We start from the raw sequence: 25,060 nt of genomic DNA, 5'->3' as shown, positions 1-25,060 counted from the left end.
TGATGACGCCAAACGCAAAGCTGTGACCACTCGTATCCAGTTTTCAGATAGCGCGAATCACCGACATCGACATCGATGCCGGAATTCGCGGCCGTTTATGGGCGCGCGGTTACTTACGCCGTCAGATCACCGACAGCAGCGCGCGCACACTCTCATCGGCGAGCCGCTCGGCACGCTCGCGCGATACCGCGGGCTCGACATAGCCGATGTTGAACGACAATTCGCCGTGCGTGGCATTGGCGGTGGCCATGATGAAACCGCTCACCGACATGCCGGAAACGAATTGCGCGCCCGACAGCTGCCAGGAGCCGATCTTGTCCGGGAACGCGTAGCGCCCCAGGTAGGTCATGCACAGATGGCCCGGACCGCGAGTGTCCATCAGCTTGACCGTGGATGCGCTGGCGGCCACCGACTTCGGCGCGGCGACCTGCAGCAGATTCAGTGCCGCGAGGTGGTCGCGACGGTCCATCCTTGCGCCGTACTCCCGCTCGATCTCGCCGGCGATCTGCCACAGCGAGGACCACGGCGCGTACTTCGCCGGGGTCGCGATCATGCCCTGGTAGGTGCCGACCTCGGTATCGGCGACCGCGCCGTCGAGGTGGTCGCGGAAGTTCACCGAACTGCCGACGGTGTACCAGGATTGCCGGTAGGTGCCCGACTCGCGGGCCGCCGCGACGAGCAGCGCCGCCGAGAGCGCGGCCTGCAGCCCGACGCCGTTGCGCTCGCAACCGGCGGACAACGCGTCGAGCCGATCAGCGTCGAGGCCGCGGTGCACGACCCGGCTGCGCCGCCGCGCGGGCGGCACCAGCTCGGTCGGCTCCAGTCGGCGCGGCCGGTTGAGCTGCGATTTCTGGTCCCGCAGCAACGATCCCACGGTGCGGCCGATGCCCTTGGCGCCCTGGAACTTCGCCGGGAACAGCTGCTCCGGGCCCGGCCGGACCGGTGCGGGCGCGAGTTCGGGGCCATCGCCCGAGGCGACCTGCAGCACCTGTTTGGCCACCGACATCGCACTCTCGCCGTCGGCGATCGCATAGTGCAGGGTGACCACGAGATCGCTGGTCTGGCCGGTCGAATCGGTGATCAGCACGGCACGCGCGAGCGGACCGGAGTGCCAGTCGAAGGGCTCGCGCAGTTCGACCTCGTCGATCTCGGTCAACCAGGTGTCCGGATCGGCGGACTCGACCACGCGCAGCGGAATCGGCGTCGGGACCGGCACGAAACGCGGTGCGGTGCCGTCGGGTTCGGCCGCCACCGCGACGCGGAGCAGCGGATGTCGGTGCTGCACCTCGTCGAGACCGGCCCGTACCCGGGCCGCGGTGATCGATCCGTGCACCCTGACTCGGGCCAGAATGTGCAGGGGTGCGAGCTGATCCGCGATCCAGTGCCAGCGCTCCACCGGAGACAGCTGGCGCGGGAGTTGCGCGGTCGGGCCGGCGAGCGGCGGGAACGACATCGGCTTGCCGAGTTCGCGCAGGAAGAATTCGGTCGGCGCGTACCGGAAGTAGGTGTTGCGCAGCTTCACCAGGTTCGGATCGGTGGTCTGTTCGATCTTGCCGAGCGACCAGGATCCGTTGACGAACATGGCGGTCCGCTCGGCGCGCACCTGTTCGTAACGACGCAGGCCCGCAACCGGATCCAGCGAGGTCTTCAGCGTGTGCGCCAGCACGACCGCATCCTCGATGGCCGAGTTCGCGCCCTGACCGAGGCTGGGCAGCATGGGATGCGCGGCGTCACCGAGCAGGGTGACCCGGCCGCGGCCCCAGCCTTCCAGCGGCGGGCGGTCCTGGCACGGCACGGCGAGCACATCGGCCCACTCGGTCTGCTCGATGCAGGCGCGCACCTCCGGGGCCCAGTCGGCGTAGAGCCGCCGCAGATCTTCCTTGGTCCCTTGCCAATTGGCGGCCTCGTCGCCCGGCATGGACATGGTGCCCCACCAGTACACCCGGCCGTGGCCGATGTCGTGGATGCCGAAACGCATTCCGGTGCCCCAGTAATGGGCCGAATAACCGCGCGGCACAGCGGGATGCTCGAAGGGGACACAGGCCAGCCAGGCCACGAAATTGCCGGGGCGCGGTTCGGCGCGGCCGTGCAGTTGGGCGCGTACCACCGAGTGGATGCCGTCGGCGCCGATCAGCAGATCGCCCTCGGCGATGCGGCCGTCGGCGAATTCGACGCGCACGTGGTCACCGTCGTCGATGAACCGAATCGCTTGTGCGCCAGCATGAGTGGGAGTGTCGCCGATCGCGCGGAGCAGGACCGCGTGCAGATCGGTGCGGTGCAGGGCGACGCTCGGTGCACCGAGTCGGTCGTCCTGGCGGTGCACCGGCAGGACCCGCAGTGGGGTGCCGTCCGGATTGTTGAAGCGGAAGGTCTCGACCTTGCCGCCGCGCTCGAGCAGTTCCTCCTCGATGCCGAGGCCGATCGCGCGCAGCGCGTTGATGCCGTTGGCCTGCACCGAAAGTCCGAATCCCTGTGCGCGCAGTTCGGGAGCGGCCTCGTACAGTTCGACCGCGAAGCCCGCCTGTCGCAAGGCGGCGGCCGTGGTGAGCCCTCCGATGCCCGCACCCAGCACGACAACCTTGATCGGACTACTCATTCGAACCTGCGCTTCCATCGAGCCACTCGACAGCACAGGACCACTTCATACTTTCGAAGCGACCACCGAGCCACACTGCTCGCCAGCTCTCATCCCCCCGAGCGGCACTGTTCGAAGACCGATGTCATCCCCGACCAGACAGGCGGGCGGGATGCCTGTGCCTGACCGACCCGAAGCCTACCGCTAAGACCGTGTCTGAAACGTTACTGAGTGAGATTCGCCGCAAAGGCCACGTTTCGGCAGGCCGAATCCATTGTGATGCGCCATAATTCATGGTTCACGAACATACGGATTGGTCGGATGTCCATCAGAGATAGGACGTGTCGTTGACCAATCGCACCGACGATCCGCCGTCGGGGTAGAACTCGGCGATCGACAGTGACGCCAGGTCCAGGTGCAGGCGATACAGCAGCGCCGGACCGACGCCGAGGGCCAGCTGCAACAGGGTCTTGATGGGCGTCACATGGCTGACCACCACGATGTTCTCGCCCGGATACAGCGCGACCAGATCGCGGCGGGTTGCTTCGACTCGCTCGCGGACCTGGTCGAAGCTTTCGCCGTTCGGCGCGGGGGTCGACGGGTCGCCGAGCCAGCGGGCGTGCAGTTCCGGATCCCGTTGTGCCGCCTCCACAAAGCTGAGGCCTTCCCAGTCGCCGAAATCGGTTTCGGTGAGGCCGTCGAGGACGCGCACGGGGACGCCGAGCGCGGTCGCGGCGGCCTCGGCCGTCTCGCGGGCGCGGCCGAGCGGTGAGGTGACCACGGCGGAGATGCCACCCTTGGCGGCGAGCATTTTCGCGGCGCGGGCGGCTTGTTCGCGACCGAGTTCGGTGAGAGGCGGGTTGCCACGGCCGGAGTAGCGGCGTTCGACCGAGAGCGCGGTTTGGCCGTGGCGCAGCAGGAGCATGCGGGTGGGGCGGCCGGTTGCGCCGGTCCAGCCGGGCGCCTGCTCGGCGGCGGTCATGGGGGCATCGCGTTCGGGAGTATTCGACTGCGCGTCCCGGACGTCATCGATCCAACTCGGCTGTTGCTCTTCCGGCGGCGGTTCGTCGGTCCAGTTGAGCAGTTGTTCCTCGGCCGCGCGGACCTCCTCCGCCAACGTGGCGGCAGCGTCCCCCGAATCGAGCAGCTGCCGTTCGGCGGCGTGCACCTCGCCGATCAGCGTGGCGTCGTCCATCGCCTCGTTGGCCAGACGATCCGCATACGAATTCTCGGCACGGGGAATCCAGGTGAAGGTGACCCGATCGAATCCGGCGACCAGCCTGCGCGCCCGATCGGCCAGCGGAATCATGGCCGCGTGCTTGATCTTCCAGCGACCCGACATCTGCTCGACGACGAGCTTGGAGTCCATCCGCACCGTAACCGTGCGCGCACCGAGTTCGGCCGCCGCCGCCAAACCCGCGATGAGACCGCGGTATTCGGCGACATTGTTGGTGGCGATGCCGATATACTCCCTGCGCTCGGCCAGGACTCGGCCGTGCTCGGCATCGAAGACGACCGCACCGTAACCGGCCGGACCCGGGTTTCCCCGGGAGCCGCCATCGGCTTCGACGAGCACTTCGCGCTGGGTCATCTCTCCCCTTGTTCCACTCGACCGCGCTTCACAAACCCGATTCTTTGGTTCGCACCAAGATCGCGCCGCACTCCGGGCAGCGCACGATCACCTCGGGTGCGGCCTTCGCGATGCGCGCGATCTCGCCGCGGTCCAGTTCGATCCGGCACGCACCGCACCGGCGGGCCTGCAGCAGTGCCGCGCCCACGCCGTGCTGGGTGTACTGGCGGTCGTAGATGCTCAGCAGTTCGGCCGGGAACCGCGCGACCAATTCCTTGCGATCGGCATTGCAACGGCCCTGCGCCACATCCAGATCCGCCAGCGCCTCATCGCGCAGTCGCTGCGCGTCGGCCAGGTCCTGCTCGGTCTTGCTGAGCCGGGCCCCCGCGTGATCATGATCCGACGCCGATGCCTCGCGACGCTCCATCACCTCCAGCAGCTCGTCCTCGAGCACCGAACGACGCCGCTCCAGGCTGCCCAACTCGTGCTGAATCTCCGAAAGCTGTTTGGCGCCCACCGAACCTGAGGTCAACATGCCGCGGTCGCGCTCCTCGCGCTTGCGCACCGCCTCGACCTCGCCCTCCAGCTTGCGAATATCGCGGTCGAGATCGTCCAGCATGATCTCGACCGCCACCGCCGCATCCTTGTGCGCATTCCGCTCGGCCTCCAGCCGCGCCACCTCCTGCTGTTCGGGCAGCACGGTGCGCCGATGCGCGATCCGCGTCAGTTCGGCGTCGACGGCAGCGAGCTGAAGCAGCTTGGCCTGGACAGGTGCTTCGACATTCAACGCGGACAAACTCCTGAACATTATGGACGGATGGGGGCACGCGGACCGCGGGAGCGCGGTGATACCAGTGCTCAACCGTACCCCGGATGGTGGGTGCTCCGGTCCCACGCCACGTCAGCGGGTATGGGCGGGGAGATCGGACGGAACCGAGACGGGGTTCGGTGGGTCCTACTAGTCGCGACGGGAATGCCCGGCGCCGAGAGCCGATACGCCGAGAGCAGGCGTGATATGCGCACCGCTGAGGTTGTGCGGGGTGTGGTGGTTGGGGCTGCTGTGGTGATGCTGGGAGCGGTGTGGGTCGACACAGGCTGCGCATATCTATTGGACGCCGCGCAGAAGGTGTACCTATTGCGAGGCGCCCAACAGGTCTGCGTCAGCTTCCGGGCGCGCGGGTTTTGATGGCGTCGCGGGAGATGAAGACGTCGTAGGTGCCGGGGGTGGCGATTACGGCGTTGCCATAGGCGGAGCGGACGAAGGGGTCGGTCCACCATTTGTGGGTGCGCATATCGTTGAAGAAGTCTTGGTCTTCGCCGTTGACGAAGATCTGGTTCTGGGTGGTGGCCACACCGTCGAGGCGCTGGCCGTAGAGGCGGGTCACCTTGTAGCCGGAGTGGAAGCCGAGGGCGTTCACCCAGGGCTCCAGTTCGACGATATTGGCCTGCAGCACCCACAGATCACCCTCGACCTGATACTTCTCGTGCTTGTCCGGATGGTCCTTGTCGCCATAGAGCGTGAGGTCGACCTCGAGCCGATGATCCTGGCCCGCAACCTGACTCACCACCACGTGCGCAGCCTTGATCTCCCCGCTCAGCCCGAGGAACGTCTGCATGAGCGTCACCAGCCACAGCAGCACCACGGCGACGACGAGCAGCCCTAATCCACCCGCGCCGCGCCCGATCAAAACCCGCAGCCCAACTTTGCGCACCATCACGAGCGCCGATATCAGCAACGCGACCGCCACCAGGATGATCAGCATCAACCCGATCTGCACGATCCCGAAGTCCACCGGGAAGTTCATGGGGTAGTTGTACCCCGTGCGAGGGTGTCAACTCAGGTAAACGAAATGGCATTCCCCCGAACCGATCACGACACGCCCTGAACACGCCGCCGCAACTGCGGATCGCGCCACGATCCGAATATGGTCCCACCAATGGCCAAAGGCGCTGTGGTCGTCGATAACCCGCGCCGCACAACGCCGTGTGAACGCGCACTCAGTCCACGATGTGCCGCTCACGCATAGGTTGCGCGACTCGCACCGAAGGCACGGCCCACCCGTACGACATGCCGTTGATCGGCGCGAGCGCGATGTGCGTGCTCATACGCTGATCGTCCAGGGATCGGTGCGCAGCGTGCAGACGTGGGTTTCAAGGTCGGGCAGGGCGGTCTGCACTACCGTCTGCGCCTGTGCGCACCAAGGGAATTCGGTTGCCCAGTGGGCGGCATCGATCACGGCGGGGCCGCCGCTGCGCAGATGTTCGTCGACCGGGTGATGGCGCAGGTCGGAGGTGACGTAGGCGTCCACGCCGAGGCGCGCCACGGTGGACAGATAGGAGTCGCCCGCGCCGCCACAAACGGCGACGGTCCGGATCATCCGGTCCGGATCACCGGCGGCGCGAACGCCCCAGGTCGTCGCGGGTAGGGCGGCGGCGACCCGAGAGGTGAACTCGCGCAAGGACTCCGGTTCCGGCAGCGTGCCGACCCGACCGATACCGAGTCCCGACGGCAACGCCGCCCGCTCGGTGACGTGGTAGGCGGGATCTTCGTAGGGATGCGCGGCCCGCAGTGCCGCCAGCACCGCCGCCCGCGCCGAGGGCGGCGCGATCACCTCGAGGCGATCCTCGTCGACCAGCTGCAGTTCCCCGATCGAACCGACCGCCGGATTCGCCCCCGCGACCGGACGGAACTGCCCGACCCCCGGCACCCGCAGCGCACAGTCGCGATAAGTACCACTACCGCCGGCACCGGCCGCGAACAACGCCGCCAACACCGCATCGGCGTGCGAACGCGGCACCTGTACCACCCAATTGTCCACGGCAGCTTGTGGTTTCGAATCCAACGGCCCGGTCACAGTTAGCCCGAGCGCCGCGGCCAACGCATCGGAAACCCCCGGATCGGCGGAATCCGCGTTGGTGTGCGCCGCGAACAGCGCACACCCCGACCGGATAAGCCGATGCAGCAGCGCACCTTTGGGCGTATCGGCGGCAACGGTATCGACCCCGCGCAACAGCAACGGATGATGCACCACCAAAGCCTGTGCCCGCCAATCGATCGCCTCATCGACCACAGCCGCAGTGGCGTCAACCGCGAACAGAACCCGAGTCACCTCGTCCCCCGGATCCCCGCACACCAACCCCACCGAATCCCACCCCTCCGCCAACTTCGGCGGATAAGCCGCGTCCAGCACCCCGACGAGATCCGCCAACGTCGTCACCATCCGCCTACCTCCACTCCATCCATGTCCCGACCACTTCCGCCCCCACCGCAGTCACTCGTCCCGCACACGCTCGGCCGTGAATCGACCTGCGCCCCGGCCGGATCGGGTCCGCACCCCGCGAATCCGCGGCACATCGCTTCGAATCCACCCACCGTGACCGGCCCCCACCAGCGAGCATTGCTCGCCCAACGCCACGGCCAACCTCGACGTTCTGCCCGCGCCACACGTCCGGCCGGTGCACAACGCGCGTTGACGCCGCACCACGCAATCGAAGGCAAGCACACCCGCTCGGCGCGGCGACCGCCCATCTGGGCCAACATCAGACTCCTGCCGCACGCATAGCGGCAACCAACCGATCAACCTCGGCGGGACCTCGGACGGCAACACGCAGGTAGTCGGGACCGAGCCCAGGAAATGTATCCGCGCGTCGAACAGCGATTCCCTGGTCCGCCAAGTGCTTTCGCAGAAGTTCGCCGTCGGGGACGCGCAGCAGTAGGAACGGTCCATCGGCTGGTGCGTGGACTTGGACACCTAGTGCGGTCAATCGCTCGATCATCGACCGGCGTTCGGCGGCAATCGCCTGCGCTCGCTCCTGCGCCGCGGCGACCGCACTCGGCTCGGCGGTCGCGATGATCGCCTCGAGTTGCAGTGTCCCGAGCGGCCAATGCGCGCGACCGTGATTCAGTCGGGCCAGCAGTTCGAGTGTGCCGAGGAAGTAACCGCAGCGCAGCCCCGCCAAGGCCCAGGTTTTGGTGAGGCTGCGCAGGACGAGGATGTCGGGCGCGGCGGAATCCGCCAGCGATTGTGGTTCGCCGACCACCGCATCAGCGAAGGCCTCGTCGACCAGGATGATCCGGCCCGGTCTGCGCAATGCGCGGATGGTGTCGACGGGGTGTAGGACCGAGGTCGGGTTGGTCGGGTTGCCGAGCACCACCAGATCGGCCGCGGCGGGCACCAGCGCCGGGTCGAGCGCGTACGGCGGGTCGAGCACGACCCGGACCACCGGAATACCGGCCTCACGCAACGCCAGCTCGGGCTCGGTGAACGAGGGGTGCAGCACCGCGGCGAGTCGCGGTGCGAGCCGGGGCAGCATCGCAAAACCCTCGGCCGCACCGGCGAGCAGCAGCACCTCCGCCGGGCTGCGGCCGTGTCGAGCCGCGACCGCCGTGCGCGCGGCGAGCTCGTCGGTCGCGCTCGGATACCGGCCGAGGTCGGCCAGCCGTGCGGCCAGTCGGTCACGCAGCCAGTCCGGCGGCGCGCTGCCCTGCACGTTCACCGCGAAATCGAGCATGCCGGGACGCGCGTCGACGTCACCGTGGTGACGCAGTTTCGCGTGATCGACGCTCTTCTCGGACACGAGAAAACACCCTACGTGGCGGCCCATCGGAGCGACCGGCCAGAATGGCTGTCGTGGGTGCGCTGCACGTGTCGTTCGTCTGTACCGGAAACATCTGTCGATCGCCGATGGCGGAGAAGATGTTCGCGGTACACCTGTACCGCGAGGGGCTCGCCGACTACGTGCGAGTCAGCAGCGCCGGCACCGACGGCTGGCACGCCGGGCAGGACGCCGACGCCCGCACCAGCGCGACCCTTCGCCGCCACGGCTACCCGACCGGTCACGTCGCCGCGAAGCTCGGCAACGACCACCGCGCCGCCGACCTCCTCGTCGCCCTCGACTCCGGGCACGAACGCCGCCTCGCCACCCTCGGCATCCCAGCGGACCGCCGCCGCCTACTGCGCAGCTTCGACCCCGCCGCCGACACCCGCGACGTCCCCGATCCCTACTACGGCGACACCACCGACTTCGAACTGGTCCACGATCAGATCGCCGCCGCCATCCCCGGTCTGTTGGACTGGGTGCGAACCACCCTCGCCGCCCGCAACGGCAGCCCCACTTCCGATAGCCCCGATCACGACCGCCCTACCGATGCGGAACAAACCCTCGACGCGGACGGCGGACCGGGCACGACCGACCGGTTCACCGAACCCGTCCCCGACGGACACCGCTGATGCGCCGCCTGACGTTCCTCCTGCGCCCGAGCTGGCTGATCCTGGCTGTACTGGTGGCAGCCTTCGCTTACCTGTGCTTCACCGTGCTCGCACCGTGGCAGCTCGGTAAGAACACCACCACCTCGCACCGCAACCAGCTGATCGCCGATTCGGTGGACGCCGCACCGATCGACATCACCACCGTCCTGGACGACCAGAGCGGTGACTCGCACACCGAATGGCGTCGGGTCACGGCGACCGGCAGCTATATGCCGAATTCGACGGCACTGGTCCGCCTGCGCCACCTCGACGGCGCACCCGGCTATTCGGTGCTGGCCACCTTCAAACTCGATGACGGCCGCATCCTGCTCGTCGACCGTGGCCTGGTCGCGGCCGTCGACGGATCGCGCCCACCGCAGATTCCCGACCCACCCACTGGACCGCAGAAGGTCGAAGCTCGGATCCGAATGTCCGAGGGCGTCACCCCCGGCAAGGACCCGATGGTCCAGGACGGCTACCGCCAGGTCTATTCGGTGGACACCACCCAGGAAATGGCCGTCCTGCAAGAACCACTGACCGTCATCCCCACCGGCGAACGCGGCGGCTACCTGCAACTCAGCGAAAATCAGCCCGGCGTCTTCACCCCCACCCCCCTCCCACAACTGGACGCGGGCCCCTACCTCTCCTACGGCCTCCAATGGCTCGCCTTCGGCATCATGGCCCCGCTCGGCCTCGGCTACTTCGTCTACGCCGAAATCCGCGAACGCCGCAAAGAAAAGGCCATCCCGAAACCCACCCCCACCGAAACCCCCGCACCAACTTCCACCAACGAGCAACGCCTCGCCGACCGCTACGGCGGCAACCGCTGACCCGATACATCCGCCAGCACACTGCGTACGTCGCGCCGCAGTTCGGCCGGCACCGACTCCGGCACCGCGGCCACCGCATCGTGCTCGCCGAGAGGTTATTCGGACCCCCGGTGTGACGTCACTATCGCCCTTTTGGCGCATGCTGGAACAGCCCGTTTCGGCCACACTCTTGCGAAAAGCGCACGCCCGGACCGGGTCGATCCGTCGGGTCAGCGACGGCGCAGGATCGACCAGAGTGCGGTTGTCACGACCGCGCCCAACTGGACTGCTTCCGACATGCGCACGGCGCGACGCAGATCCGCTACTCGAGGTGCGGGCCCATCGCCCAGAGTGGGGCGCAGTTCGGTGCCGTAGCGGTATTGGGTGCGCCCGCCGAGCCGGACGCCGAGCGCACCCGCCATGGACGCCTCGACGACGCCCGCATTGGGACTGGGGTGTTTGGACGCGTCTCGCCGCCAGGCGCGCAGTGCGTCGGCGGGATGCCCGCCCACTACGGGAGCCAAGGCGGCGGTGAGCATTCCGGTGATGCGGGCGGGCAACAGATTGGCGAGATCGTCCACCCGGGCGGCGGCCCAGCCGAAACGCAGGTAGCGGTCGTCGCGATAACCGACCATCGCGTCCAACGTGTTGATCGCGCGGTACCCGAGCAGCCCCGGCGTCCCCGCGACGGCACCCCATACCAGCGGCGCGACCGTGGCGTCGGAGGTGTTCTCGGCAATGGATTCCAAGGCGGCCCTGGCCAATCCGTCCGCGTCGAGCACTTCGGGATCGCGCCCGCACAGCGAAGGCAGTAGCGCCCGAGCCCCCGCCAGATCACCGGATTCGAGCCGATCGGCCATCTCCCGCCCGGCGCGCGCCAGACTCCGCCCGCCGAGCACCGTCCATGTCGCCAACGCGAAAGCCACCACGCCGCCGCGCCGCAGTCCGACCCCGAACACCGTCACCGCACCGACCAGCAGCACCTCGTGCACCACGCCCGCCGACCGCCGATCGGCATAGGTCACCCGCTCCAACGCACCGGCCGCCGAACCGAATCCGGCCACCGGATGCCACCGACGCGGGTCACCGAAGACCCGATCCAGCGCGAAGCCGAGCAGCAGTCCGGCAGCAGTCGATGTCCCCGTTCGCACCCGGCGAGGGTAGCGGGTGCCCGCCCAGCACACCGTCGCCCGCCCAGATGTCACACTCGCCAACCCCTGCGTCGTCTCCATGGTGACGCACTCATAAACTCGCCCCCGAGAGGGGGCCGTACGACCGAACGGCGAGATCAGTGACAGCAGAGCAGCCCTCCCCCGAACCCATCGACCAGGCCGAGCTGGCCCGGCGTTTCGAGGAGCACCGGCCGTATCTGCGCAGGCTTGCCTACAGCACACTCGGCAGTCTCACCGACGCCGACGACGTGGTGCAGGAGGCCTGGCTGCGGCTGCAGCGCCAGCACGAGGCCGGGACCGCGGGCAAGATCGAGAACCTGCGCGCCTGGCTGTCCACCGTGACCGGCCGCCTCGCCCTCGATCAGCTCGGCTCGGCCCGCGCCCGCCGCGAGCAGTACGTCGGCGAATGGCTTCCGGAGCCGGAGGTCACTACCTGGGACGATCCGGCCGACCGGATCACCCAGGACGAGCGCGTCACCACGGCACTGTTGGTCGTCCTGGAATCCCTGTCCCCCGCCGAGCGCACCGCCTTCGTACTGCAGGATGTTTTCGGCATGAGCGGCCCCGAGGTCGCCGAGGTCGTCGGCCGCACCCCCGCGGCCGTGCGGCAGCTCGCCTCCCGCGCCCGCAAGCGCGTCGAGGACGGCACACCCCGGTTCCCGGCCTCGCCCGACGAACAGGAGAAGGTCGTCTCGGCCTTCGCGGTCGCCTGGCGCTCCGGTGATCTCAGCGCACTGCTCGGCGTGCTCGACGCCAACGTCAGTCTCACCGCCGACGGCGGCGGCAAGGTCCCCGCTATCCGCCAGCCGGTGCGCGGCGCCGAACTCATCGCGAAGATGCTGCTCGGTTGGTACCACGCACCGTCCGCGGCGGGCGCCTGGGGCCGCGCGGTCCTGGTCAACGGCGCCCCCGGCCTCGTCGTCTTCGACGGCACCCACACCGGCGTCTTCTCCTTCACCATCGACGACGGCCGCATCGTCGCCATCAACGTCGTCCGCAACCCCGACAAACTGCACGACCTCCCCACCGAAGGCGCCCCCGACTGGTACCTCGGCCCGAACGCCGACTAACCAACCAACCACGCGGCCCGCACATCTCACATGTGCGGGCCGCCGCCGATCGCGCGCCGCACACCCCGGTCGCATCGCCACACCCGTTGCCGCAGCTGCGCACCTCGTGTAATCGGTGTGCGGCTTCGACAAAGGGGGTGCACACGATCACGCTCCCGAGATGCCCGAACCATCGGGACGTCCAGGCCGGTCAGACGCGCTCAGGCCGATACTTCGGCGACAGGCTCTTCGGATTGGGCATCTCCACCAAATCGACTGCGCCGCAACATAATGAGTCGAACCGCGCGGGCCAGGAGAACGCTCAGGCCCGCCGCCGCGGCGACGCACAAGAACACCACGAGGGCGAGCCACACATAAGTCACCTGGGCGAAGGTTCCCGCTCGCCCACCGAAGACGAGGCTCGCGAGTTGCGGTAGCACGGCCAGGACCACGATCGGAGCCAGATAGGGCAACTGCCGGAGCACGATCAACCATGCGGGTCGGTTGGACTGCCGGTCTGCCCAACGCCGCGATCGCAGCACACAGAACCCGCCGAGCCCGATCACGCCGACCGTCAACAGCGCCATTCCCCAGTCGGCGTAGATTGCCCATGGGCGGTGCACATCGGGCGTCTCGCCCCGGGTCAGCTCGATCAACCCCCGTGCGATGATCTCCGGATCGTCCGCCAGCGACATGCCGGTATCGGCGATCACCGCGATGCCATAACCGGTGTCTGGCAACAACACTTGGTGGGCGGTGTAGGTGAACCAGTCGCCATTGTGTGAAATCCGCACCCCGTCATCGGATTGCACACGCCACCAACCCATTCCGTAGTCGTCGTCGCCGACCCCGGACGACGTGTGCATCTCGGCCACCGCCGCGGCGGACACGACTTGGTGTCCGTCCGGCGCCCTACCACCGTTGTTCTGGGTGATCAGCCATCCGGCCAGATCCGCGGCCGTGGTGATCACGCCGTGACTACCGCCGACGAACCAATCCGGCTCCCGCACCGGTACGGCAAAGCCGTATGCCCGAATGTATCCGTGCGACACATTGTCGGCATCGCGCGCCGTATCCACCGTCATGCTGTCCCGCATCCCGATGGGCCCGAATACATTTCGTTGAAGATAATCCGCGAACGGCTCCCCGCTGACCACCTCGACCAACCGAGCCGCCACCTGATAATTCGGGTTGTGATAGTTGAATCGCGTCCCGGGATCAGCGGCCAGCCGAGCCGTTCGTAGTCGCTCGACCGCACCGGCCAACGAATCCGCCTGCGGCCGCCGCAGATCGGGAAACGCGGTATCCGACATCCCCGACGTCTGATTCAACAACTGCCGCACCGTGATCCGATCACCGCGTGAATCGGCCAGCCGAAAGTCCGTCAGATACTGGTGAACCGGTGCATCCAATTGCACTTTCCCCGCATCGACCAACTGCATGACCGCCATAGCGGTCATGGACTTACTCACCGAAGCGATCGGCATTCTGGTCGTCGGGGTGATCGCCGCACCCGTGGAATCGTGCCCGTATCCCGCGGCATAAACCACCTGATCCCCGTGTGTAATAGCGATCGAAGCCCCCGGCAACCGCGTGCGCGCGAGGTATTCGGACATGAACCGATCCACCGCCGCCGGACCGACCACCGGCGCGGCAACGCCGACCGACGACGGCACCAGCAGAAAACACAGCAGCGCGACAACGATCACGCCGCCCCAGCGCCCGAAACCTCCTACCACCACTACCCTCTCTCCCGCCCACGCCACAGGCTACGGCCGCATACTCTCAACCGGCGAGCCCCACCGGCTTCGGCGCCGAATACCCGTGCGCCGCCGCGACCTCCACCGAAAGCAACCGCCCCTTGTCCGCGGCGAGCCCTCGCGCCAGCTCGGCATTCGCGCGGCACGCCTCCCGCCACCCATGCTCGGCGATGGCCCGCACATACGGCAGCGTGGCGTTGGTGAGCGCCACTGTCGCGGTATGCGGTACCGCACCCGGCATATTCGCCACGCAGTAGAACAGCGCATTCGCCACGCGGAAGGTCGGATTCGCATGCGTGGTCGGATGCGAATCGGCGAAACACCCGCCTTGGTCGATCGCGATATCCACCAATACCGAACCCGGCCGCATACCCGCGACCAACTCCTCGGACACCAATTTCGGCGCCCGCGCACCGGGCACCAGCACCGAGCCGATGACCAGATCCGCCGCCCGCACCGCCCGTTCGATCTCGACCGCATTCGAAGCCAACGTCGCAACCCGCCCGTGGAACCGCGCGTCGAGCTCCCGCAGCCGAGTCAAATTCGTATCCAGGACAGTAACTTTCGCCCCCATCCCGGCCGCGACGGTGGCCGCGTTCGTCCCGGCGACCCCGCCACCGAGCACCACTACATCGGCCGGACGCACCCCGGGCACCCCACCGAGCAGCACCCCGGCGCCACCGAGCGGCGCCATCAGGTGATACGCGCCGACCTGCGTACCGAGCCTGCCCGCAACCTCGCTCATCGGCGCGAGCAGCGGCAGCGACCCATCCGCCGCCCGTACCGTCTCATATGCGATCGCGGTGATACCCGACCGCAGAATCGCATCGGTGCATTCCCGTGACGCGGCCAGATGCAGGTAAGTGAACAGCACCTGCTCCCGCCGCAACCGCGGATATTCCTCGGCGATCGGTTCCTTGACCTTCAGCACCAGCTCGCCCTCCCGCCAGACCTGATCGGCGGCAGGTACCAGCCGCGCACCCGCGCTGACATAATCCGCGTCCGCGAATCCGGACCCCACCCCCGCACCGGCTTGGATCAGCACCTCGTGCCCGTGGCGCATCAGTTCCCCGGCGCCCGCCGGGGTCAGCGCCACCCGAAACTCCTGTTCCTTGACCTCCCGTGGAACTGCGATCCTCATATCGCCATCGTGGACCACCGCGAGTGTCTACGCCACGACCGCCGCGCGGACGCTGCCTGTGGTTTCCGGAAGCGCTCACACCGCGAACGGCTGCCCCGACCGCGGGACGCGCAGTTGGCCGGAACGTCCGGCGTAGCCGAAGTTGCGCGTCAGGTAGTCGAGGTGCTCGCTGAAATGCGCCCACCCCTCGGCGTGGACCGCAACGATGACGGCGTCACCGAGCAGTTCAGCGGCCTGCACGGCGGTACGCCCGTTCAATGTGAGATCGCTATCGCCGAACCGGCCGACATTCGCCGCCCCGACATTCAGGATCGCGATATCGATCCGCCCGAACCGCGCCACGATCTGCTCGACCAGATCGACCGAGGCATTGTCACCCGATACGTACACCGTCGGCAGACCATCGGCCTGCAATACGAACCCGGTGACAACACCGGTCAGCGGCTCGCATCCCACCGGCCCGTGCAGCGCGGGCACACCCGTCACGCGCACATCACCCACCGTGACGGTCTCCCAGTTCTCCAGTCCCCGAACACCATTGATGCGACCGGCCGCATCCGGCGTCGAGAGCACGGTCACCACGGTGGCCAAGAATTCGCGACCGGAGTTGTCGAGATTATCCGCGTGCTGATCATGCGACAGCAGCACCACATCCACCGGCCCCACCTGTTCCCGCGACACCGCGGGCCCGGTGAGCTTGTGCAGCGTGATCGGTCCGGGATAGTCGCCCGGCCCATCGAAGGTGGGATCGGTCAGCCAGGTCAGGCCGCCGTACCGGAAGCGCAGGGTCGGCCCGCCGATGTGCAGTGCTTCGACAGTGGTGCGTTCGATTGTCTCGGTCATGCGACCAATCTTGCGGGCCGCGACCACAGCGCAAAAGTGGCCCGTGAGCCGCCTACCGATAAGATCGGGCCATGCGACGTGTCGCCGTACTCGCCTTCGATGGCGTCATCCCGTTCCATCTATCTGTGCCGACGCTGGTTTTCGGCCGAGTCGGCGTCGGCGGCCGTCCGGACTACCGCGTCGAGGTCTGCGCCGAACATCCCGGCACCCTGCGCACCCCGGCCGGGTTCGACATCATCGTCGAGCATGGACTCGACGCCTTCGAGCGCGCCGACCTGGTGGTGATCCCGAGCTGGGAGCGCGGCATGGACATCTCGGACGAACTGCGCGCGGCCCTGCATCGTGCCCACGCCAGGGGCGCTCGAATCGTCGGCCTGTGCCTCGGCTCGTTCGCGGTGGCGGCCAGCGGCTTGGCGGACGGCCGGGAAGTCACCACCCACTGGGCCGCGGCCGCCGACCTGGCCGCGGCCCATCCCGCGGTCCGGGTCCGCGCCGACACGCTCTGGTCCGATCTCGGCGACATCGTCACCTCCGCGGGCGTCGCCGCCGCCCTCGACTGCTGCCTGCACCTGGTGCGCGGCGACCTGGGCAGCCGGGCCGCCACCGAACTCGCCAGAGCCTTGGTCACCGCCCCACACCGCAGCGGATCCCAGGCCCAGTACATCCCGGTGGCCGTGCCCGAAGCCGCCGATGACGATCCGATCGAATACGCGATGGTCTGGGCACGAACCAATCTCGGCGAACCGATCGATCTGGACAGCTGGGCCCGCGTCGCCCTCATGTCCCGGCGCACCTTCACCCGCCGCTTCCGCGACCGCACCGGCAACAGCCCGCAACAATGGCTGCTGCACCAGCGCACCGACCGGGCCAGGCTGCTGCTGGAATCAACCACCGCCACGATGGACCGCATCGCCGCCGAGACCGGCTTCGGCACCGCGGTCAGCCTGCGCCATCACTTCCACCGCATCCTCGGCACCAGTCCCGCCGCCCACCGAGCCACGTTCTCCGGTCAGCTCGGGTAACCGGCACAGATTGCGGAACGGCCGACCGAGTCGTCTAGGTTTTCGGCATGAGGATCGAGGTAAACGGACATACGCCCGATATCGACGACACCGCGTGGATCGCACCGAACGCGACCGTGATCGGACGCGTCCGACTCGCCGCCGAGGTGAGCATTTGGTACAGCGCGGTGCTGCGCGGCGATCTCGAGGCGATCAGCGTCGGCGCGCGCACCAACATCCAGGACGGCTGCGTCCTGCACGCCGATCCCGGCTTCCCGCTCACCGTCGGCACCGGAGTTTCGGTGGGGCACAACGCGATCCTGCACGGCTGCACCGTCGGCGACGATGTGCTCGTCGGCATGGGCGCGACGGTGCTCAACGGCGCGGTGATCGGCGCGGGCAGTCTGATCGCCGCCAATGCGCTGATTCCGGAGGGCGCGCAAATTCCGCCCGGCTCGCTGGTCGCGGGCGTGCCCGGGAAGGTGCGCCGGGAGTTGAGTGAGGCCCAGCAGGACGGCATTCGGCTGAATAGCGCTGTCTACCTACACAACATGGCCAACCACCGGACCGCGAAGCAACTGTGAGACAGGGCACACTGGTCAATCGACCATGATAAATCGCTGATAACCTTTTGCCAGCGTGCCCGGTGTCCCGGGATCTCCCGCCGACACAGCTGTCGAGTGGCCTGTAGCGCGGAGGGTGAGCCCACCGGGATAGTGGCTGCGTTGCGTGCAGGTAGGAGGTATCACGGTGACGTACGTGCAGCAGAGTATGCACCGGCCGTTGGGGCGGATCAGTGTGGCCGATATCGCGGCCCAGCCGGGCGGTGTCGAGGCGCTACAACGACGGGTGCACGAATTGCGCTCCAGTGGAGTGGATTTCGCCGCCAATGCGATCGAACAAGAGATGGCGGAACTGGACCTACCGCGCCAGTAACCGCGCCACCGCTCCCCTCGAACCCTCGGACGACGCGAGTCCGCACGATCTGCGACGCCGATCCCCGGCCGAACCGCTGCGACCCGGTGAAATAATGAAACCCCCATCACCCGCACCGTCGCGACGCCCGGCCACCATCGGCGTCCGAGCCGATTCGACTGGAGACTCGATGCCGACCGTCCCGCCCATCCTCCAGCGCATCCTGGAAAAGCCCGTCAGCGACGGCGAGAAGCTCCTGGAGAGCGCGCTGTCGGCCTTCCTGGACTTCGGCATCAAGCGCACCAGCATGGGCGAGATCGCCCGACGCGCCGGGATCAGCCCGGCCACCCTGTATCGCCGATTCGAATCGAAGAACGAGTTGGTCGAGGCGGTGAGCGTGCGCGAGGCACAGCGCTTCGTCGCCGAAATCGACAAGCGGGTGCAGAAGGTCGACGGCGTCGAGGAACAACTGGTGGAGATCTTCGTCGCGGTCATCACCGCGATCGCGGGCAACGAACTGCTGCGCCGGCTGCTGCGCACCGAACCCGACCTCATCCTGCCCCGGCTCACCACCGAGGCCGGACCGATCATCGCCGTCGGGCGCACCTATCTGGCCGAGAAGCTGCGGGAACTGCGCAGTGGTGCCGACGACGACTTCGACGCCGATCTGGTCGCCGAGATCATGGCCCGACTGGCACTCTCGCTGGCACTGACGCCCGATGGGCTCATTCCGATCGACGATGTCGAGGCGGGCCGCGATTTCGCGCGCCGCACCCTGCTGCCGATGGTCGGTGTCCGCACCACCGCATGATCGGTTCGCGCCTAGCGAACTTCGAACATCCGCATGCCGAACGCGGCCGCCACCCACTCATCGAGCAGCCGCAGCGCATTCGCATCGGGCACCCGACCGCCGTCCACGAAATCCCGTACCAGCTCGACGACTCCGCCCGCACGCATCGTCGTCGGATCCGGCAGCGGCAGCCGCGACACATACTGCGTGATCCACCGCCGCCGGCCCGAATACAGCCGATTCCCGCACACCGCATCGTAGAACCGCAGCCCCAGCGCCGAATTCGCCACGCCCATCAGCAAGTACGCGAGCCGCTGTGCCGCACCGTCCACCCCGAAATCGGCCAGCGACATCCAATAGCAGTCCCCGTTCACCACCGCCCCCGACCGATCCAATGCGAACCGCGGCCGTTCACTGATATCGGGAAACACCAACTTCGGCACCCGCCACAGCTGCGGTCGCTGTGGCACCCAGATCTCGAACCACTCCCGGCCGCTGTCGGTCAGGTACTTCCGACCGGCCAACGCCTCCCGATGCTCCCGCAAATACGCTGCGGCACCGGGAAATTCCCGTAGATCCACCGGTGTTCGGGCGGACTCGGACGTGTCATACGGATATAGCACCCGAGTATCGCGCGCCCGCGAAATCCGCCACGGCTCGACATCGTGATGCGTGATCAGATCGAACAACAGCTCCGCCTCCGGTTGCGGCCGCATCTCCCCCCACCGATCCGAAATGAACACCCGATCAGCGGTCGTCTTGATCCCCACTCGAATTCGCGCCACCTCCCCGAACGTCCGCCACGTTCCCGCCTCGATCTCGGCCAACCACCCATCCACTCCCGGCCGCGACATCCGCCACGCCGCACGCGCTTCGACCGCCGCACCCCTTCGATGATCGGCGGCACCGACGGCGACCGGAAGCGCCACGGAGACCGCCGACTCCACCTGATCTCCCGTTGCCAAGGTGCCGACCTCGACCGCGAACGTGCGGCCGCCATGCGTAACGCAATGACTGTCTTCGGCCGTCAGCGCCTCGAAAAGATCTGTTCCACTGATGGTTTCGGGCGTGTCGACCTCGTAGGCCGAGACATATCGGCACACGTCGCGGGATGCGCTACGGGTGGCGATGGTGACCGCGGGCAGCACCGCCGCCTCGAACAGCTTCGTATCGCCGAGGTCATACAGCTCGACCGGAGCCAACTCGGTGAGCAGCAGGCTCCGGACATTCGAACCCGCCTTGGTGGTGAGAAACCGGTTGGCGCACAACAACCCGAGCACCCCATCCGACCGCAGCAGCCGCGCCGCGACCGCGACGAAGGGATGGGTGAGATCGATCCGCCCCTGCAACCCGAACCGCTTACTCAGCAACTGCGCGGTCGGACCACCCAACTGCTGGGTCCGCACATACGGCGGATTGGTGATGATCGCATCGAACGCCCCCGCCGCGATTCCCGCCGACGCGGTCAAGAAGTCCCCGACATGCCATTCGACCGCGATCCCCGCGGCCCGCGCCCGTTCCCGGGCCACCGCCACCCCCGCCGCATCCAGGTCGTACCCCACCAGCTCCACTCGAACCCCCGGCAGCAACACACCGGCCTCCCGGTGCAGCGCGAGCAGGAGCTCACCGTCTCCACAGGCCGGATCGAGCACCCGTAAACCGGCAGCACCGGAGCGCGGCACATGGTGCAGCAGCCGCTGGGCGAGGAAACGCGCCAGGGCGGGGGGCGTGTAGTGCCTACCGTGCCGTTTGCGGTCGCGCGCGGCCGGTTCCCCGGAATCCATGCCAGGGATTCTGCCTCGTCACGGCCCGACCACGGTGGTAACGCGGTCGACCGGTTCCCGCGGTGCCACGGGCGGGCGCGTCGCGCGGCGGCCGGAGAACCGGCGCATGAGCGGTTCGTCCACCCATCGGTAGATCGCGGCGGCCGCCGCCGTCGCGACGACCAGACTCAATCCGGCGAATCCGAGCCAGCCGAGCAGACCGAACTGCCTGCCGCCGATGAACAGCCGGGTGATCAGCACCATCACCGGGAATTGGATCAGATAGAAGGCGAAGGAGATATTGCCGAACCACACCATTCGCGGCGAGGAGTTCAGTCCGCGGATACCGGCCAGATCCCGCGCCGCGAGGGTGGCGACCACCGCGGTCATCGGCGCCAGCAGCAGCGCCGACATCTTGTAGTTCACCGGAACCACCCACGTCGCCGCGAAGGCGATCGCCAGTGCCAGCAGCGGCCAGGTCAACCGCGTATTGCGCCAACGCCCCTCCAGCACCAGCCGCGCCGCGAGCACCCCGAGGAAGAACTCGGGCAGCCGCGATGCCGGGAAGGTGTAGCTGAGCCAATAGGACGGGGCCACCGGGATATCCGGCTGCGCGAACCACGCCGGTGAGGCGTGCAGCTCGAAGAACGGCGACGCATCCCCCGGAACCAGCCGTGGCGCAAAGGCATTCTCGATGCCCTTCGGACCGGGCACCCACAGGTAGTACGCGGTGTGCGGCGCCAGGATCAGGACGAGCAGCCCCGCCAGCACCCAGAGCACTCGATCCCCGCGAATGCGGCGCACCAGCGGCAAAGCGAGCGGAAAGCTCAGGTAGAACAGCATTTCCGCACCCAATGACCAGGACGGCACATTGAGCCCGCCGACCGTCGACCACTTCGGCACCCAGGTGTGGATCAGCAGCACATTCGGCGCCCAGACCACCAGTCGCGATAGCGGCACGCTCGCGATCAGGATGAACGCCGCCGTCGCCACCAGATGCGTCGGATAGATCTTCAGTACCCGCCGCCAGTAGAACCGCGGCACCGAATTCCCCGGCCGGAACGACCAATAGATGATGAACCCGGACAGTACGAAGAAGAACGTGACCCCCGCCGCCCCCAGCTGCATCGGCATCACCTGATGGATATGCCGGAACAGCTCGGACTTCTGAAACGGATAAACCGGCAGAAACACCAACGCGTGCAACAGGAATACCGCAAACGCCGCCCACCACCGCGCCCCGGTCAACGACGGCAGCGCAGGCCGCGCCGACTCCACCGACCGCGCCGGGCTCTCCGGGTTCGCGCGTCTGCCCGGCGCCGCCGTCACTTGCCGTACCGCTCGTACAACGCTCCCGCCAGCACCGAATCACCGTGTGCCGATGGATGGAACGGGATCCCGACCAGATCCGCGCGCGGATCCAGCGCACCGTTCAACCACGGCTGCGCCGTGCACAATCCGTGCCCGGTGGTCACCGCCCTGGCGTCGAAGAATTCGATCCCGAGTTGCGCCGCCGCCACCCGCTGCGCGGCGTCGACGCGATCGAGGTATTCCACCACCCCCGCGCCCTTCGGCTGCACATACTGCCCGACGCCGAGCACATCGAGACAGGCGAACTGCTGTCCGGCCGGGAACAATTCGGGGTAGCCGACCAGCACGATCTTCGCCTGCGGCGCGTAGTAGCGCAGGTACTCGACCACCTCGCGGATACGCTGGGCATAGTCCGCACCGGTAACGCCGCGATAGTCGGTGATCCGGCCTTGCGCGGCTGCCTCCAGCCCACATCCGTCGGCGACATTGAATACGCACGGCACCAACGAGGTCCACAGCGTCGCCGTGTTCGCACCCCAGGTGTCGTTGAGCCCGAACTGCAACGCGACCAGCTTGGTTCGCGGACCGAACGCGCCCGCCTTATCGGCGTCGATCGCCTCTTGGACCAGCGAGTAGCCCTTTTCGGTCTGGATCGCCGCACCGGAGCACGACCGGTCGACGAAGTCGGAGCTGCCCGCGACACCCATCAGTTGGCTCAACTGCGTCGGCCACGAGGCGGGTCCGCGCAGACATTCCTTCGCATCCGTCTCCCACCGGAGACCATTGGCCGCGAAGGAATCCCCGAGCACCACCAGAGCGCTGCCCGGGGCCGGGGCCGCCTGCGCCGCCGCGGGCGCACCGGCCGCGGCCGCCACGGTCGCCGTCACCGCCCCCAGCCATTGGGCACAACGACGAGAGAGCTTGCTGGTCAAGGTGATCACTCCGCTGTCAGTAGCCGGCGCGCGGCTCGAATCCGGGTGCGGTCAACGTGGGCGCGGGCTTGGCCGGTTCGGGCTGCGGCGCCGGGACGGCCGGTGGCGCTTGCGTTTCCGTGGTCGCCTGCGGTTGTGGCACTGCCGCGGGCGCCGGCGGCTCGACGGGTACCGCTTCCGGTACCGGTTCCGCTTGTGGGGCGGGAGCCTGGCTCGACTGCGCCACCGCGCTCGTCGGCGCCGGTGCCGTAGTCGGAACAGGCGTGCTGGTCGGGGTGTGGTCGCCATGCGACTCCGTCCCGCTACTGCAGCCGATGGCGCCGAGCAGCACCACACCGCAGGCGAACACAGTTGCGAGACAAACCTTCAACACATTCCCCGTTCTAGCTATCAGGAGCAGTTGTATTCAGTCCAGCCGGGAGACTACAAGTCGGCTCGGGCTCTCCTGGCATCTTTCGCCGAATTACTCCAGCTTCCGAGCCCCGACTTTCGGCGGCTACCGCACTGCGTATCTCGCTGCGAGTCAATCATTTTCATCTCGACGCCCGACCAGGCAGCGCGCGACGGTGCCGCGTCGGCGAGCATAGCCCCCATGCCACCTACCCGCCACCCGGACCCCGTACAGCGGAATCGCCCATAGCTCACCAGTTCCGAAACGAGACCACAAATGCTAGCGTTCAGTCTCGAAACAAGACCAAATTCGAGAGGGTGGGCCCATGAACCCGACCAGCCTGCAGACCGACGAGTTCACGGCATTGCGCCGCATCCTCGACGACCGGTGGACCTGCCGTCAGTTCACCCCCGACCAGATCCCCCGCGACACCATCGAGGCCCTGCTACAACTGGCCCAGCGCACCCCGTCCTGGTGCAATACCCAGCCCTGGCAGGTCGTGATCACCGAGGGCGCGGGCACCGACCGATTCCGCGAGGCGCTGGTCCAGCACGTCGCGACCGCGACACCGGAACCGGATTTCGTCTTTCCCGCGCAGTACGCCGGTGTCTACCGGGACCGCCGACGCGAATGCGGCCTGCGCCTCTATGACAGCGTCGGCATCGTGAAGGGCGATCACCAAGGCACCATGCGCCAGGCCCTGCGCAACTTCGAACTGTTCGACGCACCGCACGTCGCGATCGTCACCACCGAGGCCGACCTCGGCGTCTACGGCGCCATCGACTGCGGCCTCTATATCGGCACCTTCCTACTCGCCGCCCAGAGCCTCGGCCTCGGCGCCGCTCCCCAAGCCGCGCTCGCCTCCTACTCCCCTTTCCTGCGCACCTACTTCGACCTCCCGGACAACCGCCGCGTAATCGCCGCGATCTCCTTCGGCCACCCGGACACCGACCACGCGGTCAACACCTTCCGCACCTCCCGAGCAGACCTCGACCGAGTCGCCACCTGGCACACCGACTGAATCCACCTGCCGTTGTCGGCAGGACCCGGTCGTGGTCCATCCCGATGCATCGGGCCGCCGTGGCACGCAACTGCAACTGTCACGAATGCCTATGGCTTCCAATCGGAGCTGTGGGACCGCGGTGTCGTCATCCGGTCACCGTCGGCGCCAGCACCTGGGACGGCCAAGAACTCATCGGCAACCCGAACCCCTACCAGGAGTGCGTCAGCCGCGCCGAAAAGGCTTGCCTCAGCTCGCAATCGAGCTAGCGACCGCGAGGTCACCCAGCCTGACGTCCGGCTTCGGAAGCCTCCGACTGCAGCCCCGGCCCGGCCTCGATATCCCGCGCCGTGAGTTCGGTTCCGCACGCGTCACATTCGAAGGTGATGTGTCCCTCACCTGCGCAGTCCCGATGCCGGTAGGCCACCGGTGGCCCATCGGGCGCCATGTACGTATCGCCCCAGTCTCGGATCGCCATCAGGATTGGGTAGATATCGTGCCCCTTCGGCGTCAGCCGATACTCCTCGTGCACACCGACGGCCGCCTTCTGCTTGACCAGGATCCCGTGTTCGATCAGCCGGTCGAGCCGATCCTGCAATCGGCTCCGGGAGATGCCGAGCGCGCTCTGGAACGCGTTGAAGCGTCGGACGCCCGCGAACGAGTACTTCAGGATCACCAGGGTCCACCGATCGCCGAGAACCACCAGCGGCCGCGTGATCGAACACGGCTCATCGGCAAGTTCCTCGTAGCGCACCTGTCGATGCTACCGAGGCGCCATGCGCTCAGCGC

The 25,060-nt window shown here is 67.6% G+C and carries 22 protein-coding genes and 1 pseudogene; 8 read left to right on the top strand and 15 right to left on the bottom strand.

All coding sequences use genetic code 11. The features are described from left to right. Positions 1–121: 121 nt before the first annotated feature. The 6 genes from OG874_RS03245 to cobC all read right to left on the bottom strand — a co-directional run bounded on the left by OG874_RS03245 (position 122) and on the right by cobC (position 8,723). Positions 122–2,596, bottom strand: coding sequence for an FAD-dependent monooxygenase (locus OG874_RS03245; protein ID WP_330253635.1), 2,475 nt, complete (start codon positions 2,594–2,596; stop codon positions 122–124). A 307-nt stretch (positions 2,597–2,903) separates the two neighbouring features. After that, entirely contained in the window at positions 2,904–4,166 is a 1,263-nt protein-coding gene (locus OG874_RS03240) for a bifunctional RNase H/acid phosphatase (RefSeq protein ID WP_330253634.1), read from the bottom strand. 28 nt (positions 4,167–4,194) lie between these two features. Continuing rightward, on the bottom strand, positions 4,195–4,932 hold the full coding sequence (locus OG874_RS03235; protein ID WP_330253633.1) for a zinc ribbon domain-containing protein: 738 nt from the start codon (positions 4,930–4,932) through the stop codon (positions 4,195–4,197). Positions 4,933–5,305: 373 nt separating this feature from the next. Then, positions 5,306–5,950, bottom strand: coding sequence for a hypothetical protein (locus OG874_RS03230; protein ID WP_330253632.1), 645 nt, complete (start codon positions 5,948–5,950; stop codon positions 5,306–5,308). A gap of 297 nt (positions 5,951–6,247) precedes the next feature. After that, the gene (locus OG874_RS03225; protein ID WP_330253631.1) at positions 6,248–7,366 is read right to left on the bottom strand and encodes a Nif3-like dinuclear metal center hexameric protein; all 1,119 of its coding nucleotides are present in this window, start codon (positions 7,364–7,366) and stop codon (positions 6,248–6,250) included. A 319-nt stretch (positions 7,367–7,685) separates the two neighbouring features. Continuing rightward, positions 7,686–8,723 (bottom strand): Rv2231c family pyridoxal phosphate-dependent protein CobC, encoded by a 1,038-nt coding sequence (gene cobC / locus OG874_RS03220; protein ID WP_330253630.1) that lies wholly within the window; start codon positions 8,721–8,723, stop codon positions 7,686–7,688. 44 nt (positions 8,724–8,767) lie between these two features. Between cobC and OG874_RS03215 the strand changes: the two are divergent. Then, positions 8,768–9,229, top strand: a pseudogene (locus tag OG874_RS03215) (low molecular weight protein-tyrosine-phosphatase); the annotation flags it as partial. A 146-nt stretch (positions 9,230–9,375) separates the two neighbouring features. Next, positions 9,376–10,224 carry an SURF1 family cytochrome oxidase biogenesis protein gene (locus OG874_RS03210; protein ID WP_330253629.1) on the top strand — a complete coding sequence of 283 codons (849 nt, stop codon included), beginning with the start codon at positions 9,376–9,378 and terminating at the stop codon, positions 10,222–10,224. A 209-nt stretch (positions 10,225–10,433) separates the two neighbouring features. On the opposite strand, the gene OG874_RS03205 is transcribed toward OG874_RS03210, so the two are convergent. Then, complete coding sequence (locus OG874_RS03205) at positions 10,434–11,354, bottom strand: cobalamin biosynthesis protein (RefSeq protein WP_330253628.1); 921 nt, start codon at positions 11,352–11,354, stop codon at positions 10,434–10,436. 140 nt (positions 11,355–11,494) lie between these two features. Between OG874_RS03205 and sigJ the strand changes: the two genes are divergently transcribed. Further along, positions 11,495–12,445 carry an RNA polymerase sigma factor SigJ gene (sigJ, locus tag OG874_RS03200; RefSeq protein ID WP_330253627.1) on the top strand — a complete coding sequence of 317 codons (951 nt, stop codon included), beginning with the start codon at positions 11,495–11,497 and terminating at the stop codon, positions 12,443–12,445. A gap of 200 nt (positions 12,446–12,645) precedes the next feature. Here sigJ and OG874_RS03195 read toward each other — a convergent pair whose 3' ends face one another. From OG874_RS03195 to OG874_RS03185, 3 genes are all read right to left on the bottom strand, one after another. After that, complete coding sequence (locus OG874_RS03195) at positions 12,646–14,166, bottom strand: serine hydrolase domain-containing protein (protein ID WP_330253626.1); 1,521 nt, start codon at positions 14,164–14,166, stop codon at positions 12,646–12,648. Positions 14,167–14,209: 43 nt separating this feature from the next. Further along, positions 14,210–15,325: an alanine dehydrogenase gene (ald, locus tag OG874_RS03190; protein WP_330253625.1), complete on the bottom strand. Its 1,116-nt coding sequence runs from the start codon at positions 15,323–15,325 to the stop codon at positions 14,210–14,212. 75 nt (positions 15,326–15,400) lie between these two features. After that, positions 15,401–16,168: an MBL fold metallo-hydrolase gene (locus OG874_RS03185; protein WP_330253624.1), complete on the bottom strand. Its 768-nt coding sequence runs from the start codon at positions 16,166–16,168 to the stop codon at positions 15,401–15,403. A 71-nt stretch (positions 16,169–16,239) separates the two neighbouring features. Between OG874_RS03185 and OG874_RS03180 the strand changes: the two genes are divergently transcribed. The 4 genes from OG874_RS03180 to OG874_RS03165 all read left to right on the top strand — a co-directional run bounded on the left by OG874_RS03180 (position 16,240) and on the right by OG874_RS03165 (position 18,895). Beyond that, positions 16,240–17,190 (top strand): GlxA family transcriptional regulator, encoded by a 951-nt coding sequence (locus tag OG874_RS03180; RefSeq protein ID WP_330253623.1) that lies wholly within the window; start codon positions 16,240–16,242, stop codon positions 17,188–17,190. Between the two features lie 47 nt (positions 17,191–17,237). Next, entirely contained in the window at positions 17,238–17,753 is a 516-nt protein-coding gene (locus OG874_RS03175; protein WP_330253622.1) for a gamma carbonic anhydrase family protein, read from the top strand. Between the two features lie 166 nt (positions 17,754–17,919). Then, a complete protein-coding gene (locus OG874_RS03170; RefSeq protein WP_330253621.1) occupies positions 17,920–18,105 on the top strand; it encodes a hypothetical protein in 186 nt (61 codons plus the stop codon). A gap of 169 nt (positions 18,106–18,274) precedes the next feature. After that, entirely contained in the window at positions 18,275–18,895 is a 621-nt protein-coding gene (locus tag OG874_RS03165) for a TetR/AcrR family transcriptional regulator (RefSeq protein WP_330253620.1), read from the top strand. A gap of 11 nt (positions 18,896–18,906) precedes the next feature. Here OG874_RS03165 and OG874_RS03160 read toward each other — a convergent pair whose 3' ends face one another. The 4 genes from OG874_RS03160 to OG874_RS03145 are packed head-to-tail and all read right to left on the bottom strand — an operon-like array spanning position 18,907 to position 23,253. Beyond that, on the bottom strand, positions 18,907–20,658 hold the full coding sequence (locus OG874_RS03160) for an Eco57I restriction-modification methylase domain-containing protein (protein ID WP_330253619.1): 1,752 nt from the start codon (positions 20,656–20,658) through the stop codon (positions 18,907–18,909). Between the two features lie 18 nt (positions 20,659–20,676). Beyond that, positions 20,677–21,966, bottom strand: a complete 1,290-nt coding sequence (locus OG874_RS03155) for an acyltransferase family protein (protein WP_330253618.1) — start codon at positions 21,964–21,966, stop codon at positions 20,677–20,679. Next, entirely contained in the window at positions 21,963–22,880 is a 918-nt protein-coding gene (locus OG874_RS03150) for an SGNH/GDSL hydrolase family protein (protein ID WP_330253617.1), read from the bottom strand. Before OG874_RS03150 ends, OG874_RS03155 begins: the two co-directional genes overlap by 4 nt. A gap of 16 nt (positions 22,881–22,896) precedes the next feature. Further along, entirely contained in the window at positions 22,897–23,253 is a 357-nt protein-coding gene (locus OG874_RS03145) for a hypothetical protein (RefSeq protein WP_330253616.1), read from the bottom strand. A gap of 343 nt (positions 23,254–23,596) precedes the next feature. On the opposite strand from OG874_RS03145, the gene OG874_RS03140 reads away from it, so the two are divergent. Continuing rightward, complete coding sequence (locus tag OG874_RS03140) at positions 23,597–24,292, top strand: nitroreductase (RefSeq protein ID WP_330253615.1); 696 nt, start codon at positions 23,597–23,599, stop codon at positions 24,290–24,292. A 259-nt stretch (positions 24,293–24,551) separates the two neighbouring features. Here OG874_RS03140 and OG874_RS03135 read toward each other — a convergent pair whose 3' ends face one another. Next, entirely contained in the window at positions 24,552–25,025 is a 474-nt protein-coding gene (locus tag OG874_RS03135) for a winged helix-turn-helix transcriptional regulator (RefSeq protein WP_330253614.1), read from the bottom strand. Positions 25,026–25,060 lie beyond the last annotated feature (35 nt).

It is taken from the genome of Nocardia sp. NBC_00565 (assembly GCF_036345915.1).
GTDB lineage: Bacteria > Actinomycetota > Actinomycetes > Mycobacteriales > Mycobacteriaceae > Nocardia.
The sequence above is the reverse complement of the archived record's forward strand: the minus strand, read 5'-3'. Positions and strand labels throughout refer to the sequence as shown.

Bases quoted from the DNA above. Each gene is read 5' to 3' on its own strand.
- OG874_RS03245 (WP_330253635.1), bottom strand. From the start codon at position 2,596: ATGAGTAGTCCGATCAAGGTTGTCGTGCTGGGTGCGGGCATCGGAGGG.
- OG874_RS03240 (WP_330253634.1), bottom strand. From the start codon at position 4,166: ATGACCCAGCGCGAAGTGCTCGTCGAAGCCGATGGCGGCTCCCGGGGA.
- OG874_RS03230 (WP_330253632.1), bottom strand. From the start codon at position 5,950: ATGAACTTCCCGGTGGACTTCGGGATCGTGCAGATCGGGTTGATGCTG.
- OG874_RS03225 (WP_330253631.1), bottom strand. From the start codon at position 7,366: ATGGTGACGACGTTGGCGGATCTCGTCGGGGTGCTGGACGCGGCTTAT.
- OG874_RS03210 (WP_330253629.1), top strand. From the start codon at position 9,376: ATGCGCCGCCTGACGTTCCTCCTGCGCCCGAGCTGGCTGATCCTGGCT.
- ald (WP_330253625.1), bottom strand. From the start codon at position 15,325: ATGAGGATCGCAGTTCCACGGGAGGTCAAGGAACAGGAGTTTCGGGTG.
- OG874_RS03185 (WP_330253624.1), bottom strand. From the start codon at position 16,168: ATGACCGAGACAATCGAACGCACCACTGTCGAAGCACTGCACATCGGC.
- OG874_RS03180 (WP_330253623.1), top strand. From the start codon at position 16,240: ATGCGACGTGTCGCCGTACTCGCCTTCGATGGCGTCATCCCGTTCCAT.
- OG874_RS03175 (WP_330253622.1), top strand. From the start codon at position 17,238: ATGAGGATCGAGGTAAACGGACATACGCCCGATATCGACGACACCGCG.
- OG874_RS03165 (WP_330253620.1), top strand. From the start codon at position 18,275: ATGCCGACCGTCCCGCCCATCCTCCAGCGCATCCTGGAAAAGCCCGTC.
- OG874_RS03160 (WP_330253619.1), bottom strand. From the start codon at position 20,658: ATGGATTCCGGGGAACCGGCCGCGCGCGACCGCAAACGGCACGGTAGG.
- OG874_RS03140 (WP_330253615.1), top strand. From the start codon at position 23,597: ATGAACCCGACCAGCCTGCAGACCGACGAGTTCACGGCATTGCGCCGC.